We start from the raw sequence: 1,931 nt of genomic DNA, 5'->3' as shown, positions 1-1,931 counted from the left end.
GCCCAGCTCGGCCGCCGGCACGGAGTTGTTCGACACGTAGGCCGATACGATGTCGACAGCCGATTCGACGAGGTTGGACCGCAAATCCGATGCTTCTTCTGCCATTGCCACGACCCGGTTACGATATCTACGGGCGCTAGATTTGTGAGTATCGCGGCAGGATCAAGTGCCAATGTCTCCTTTTGCACACAATCTTCCTCTCAAAATTCCGAGAAAGACGAAAGAACGAACATGCGGAGGTCTTCGGAATCATTTCTGTAAAACTTTAGGTTGTTTCTGAGAGACTCCGGACATAGCCTGGCGCGCTCGAATTTCTGCCCAACTTACATGATCAGGCTGCCCGATCGTCCCGCGCGGTGCGGCGGCATGGATCCGCGCGAGGGCCGGCGCCGCGATTCGACACGACAGGCTGGACGGGACATCGCCATGATCTTCGTCACGGACGCTGCCGGGAAGGCGATCTATCTGGGCGCGGAATGGACCGTCCTGACCGGCCAGACGCTGGCGGAGGCGGTCGATTACGGCTGGGTCCGCGTCGTGCATCCCGAGGATCGGGCCGTCGTGCGCGGCATCGTCGCCGAGGCGATCCTGCGGCAGGAACCGTTCGGCGTGCGCTACCGCCTGCTGGGCCTCGACGGGCGCCCTGTCCGGGTGCTCGGCGGCGCCGTGCCGTCCTTCGGACCACCCGGACGAAGCTTCCTGGGCTTTCTCGGCTCGATCACGCGGTTCGCCGAGGCCGGGGACGAGGGAGCACGAGGAACGATCGGATCGTTCGCGTTGCCGGACCAGCTCGGCGATCCCGCCGCGCGATCCGGCCTGGAGGCCGCGGCCGACCATCTGATCATGGCGCACGCGCTCCTCGACCGGAGCGGCGGCGAGCACATCCTGACGGCCCTGCGCACGGTTCTCTATCAGGTCGGCCTTGAACTCGCCGAAGGCGGAAGCCCGGCGGGTAAGCCGGATCGGGTCCATTAGGCCCCCACCCGGCGCCCCCTCACCGAGGTTCAGGCGGCCTTACGGTTCACCTTGCTCTCGGCCATCGCCGTCAGGGCCCGGTCGGTGGCCTTCTCCTCGTCCAGGGTCTGCTGCAGGACGCCCGCGCAATCCTCCCGCCCGAGGCGCCGCGCCCAGGCGATCAGGCTGCCGTACCGGGTGATCTCGTAGTGCTCCACCGCCTGCGCCGCCGCCAGCAGGGCGGCGTCCAGCACCTCGGCGTCGGCGATCTCGCCCGCGGTCTCGTTCGCTTCCTTGATGATGCCGTCGATGGCCGGACAATCCACCGCCTTCGGCTGATGCCCGTGCATCTGGAACACCTGCTCCAGACGCCTGATCTGGTTCTCGGTCTCGCGCAGATGCGTCTCGAAACCCTGCTTGAGCTGCGGATCGGTCGCCTTGGCGATCATCTTCGGCAGCGCCTTCGTGATCTGGTTCTCGGCGTAGTAGACGTCCTGCAGCGTATGCACGAACAGGTCGTCGAGCGACTTGATGTCCTTCGTGAACAGACCCATGGCGTCCTCCTCCGGCTGCGGGCGCGGTCTCCCGGACCTCGCCCGCGGTGCGGCTCATCCCGGGGGAAGCCGCCGCAGGCGTCGGAGTTCCTATCCAAGGGGCGATAGGCGCCGCCGGATCACGGAACGCAAAGTCAATCGAATCGAAGCGGGCAGGAAGCCGCTGGAGCCTGCTGCGTTCTCACGGAAACGACAGCGGGCTCTCGGCTATCGTGTTCGCACGATGGTTTCGGGAAACCGGATTCCACGGTCCCGCATCAAGCTCCAAGGCCGCGCTGAAAACGTTACCATGCGGTCAGGACATGCCCGACCTCGTGCCGATGCGATGGTGCGGCGCGGGAGCCTGTGGCACAAGGATATCGCGCAGCCGCGATGGCGTCGCGGTCGCGCAGCCCTCTTTTGGGCGTTTCCTCCCTAGACTTC

The 1,931-nt window shown here is 65.5% G+C and carries 2 protein-coding genes; one reads left to right on the top strand and one right to left on the bottom strand.

The window, feature by feature from the left end:
* Window positions 1-426 precede the first annotated feature (426 nt).
* Window positions 427-975, top strand: a complete 549-nt coding sequence (locus tag AX737_RS15680; protein WP_197430598.1) for a PAS domain-containing protein — start codon at window positions 427-429, stop codon at window positions 973-975.
* 29 nt (window positions 976-1,004) lie between these two features.
* On the opposite strand, the gene AX737_RS15675 is transcribed toward AX737_RS15680, so the two are convergent.
* Entirely contained in the window at window positions 1,005-1,508 is a 504-nt protein-coding gene (locus tag AX737_RS15675; RefSeq protein WP_066922794.1) for a ferritin-like domain-containing protein, read from the bottom strand.
* Window positions 1,509-1,931 lie beyond the last annotated feature (423 nt).

The organism is Methylobacterium sp. CCH5-D2, assembly GCF_001556475.1.
In the GTDB taxonomy this organism is placed as follows: domain Bacteria; phylum Pseudomonadota; class Alphaproteobacteria; order Rhizobiales; family Beijerinckiaceae; genus Methylobacterium; species Methylobacterium hispanicum.
This window is presented reverse-complemented; position numbering and strand designations above follow the sequence as displayed.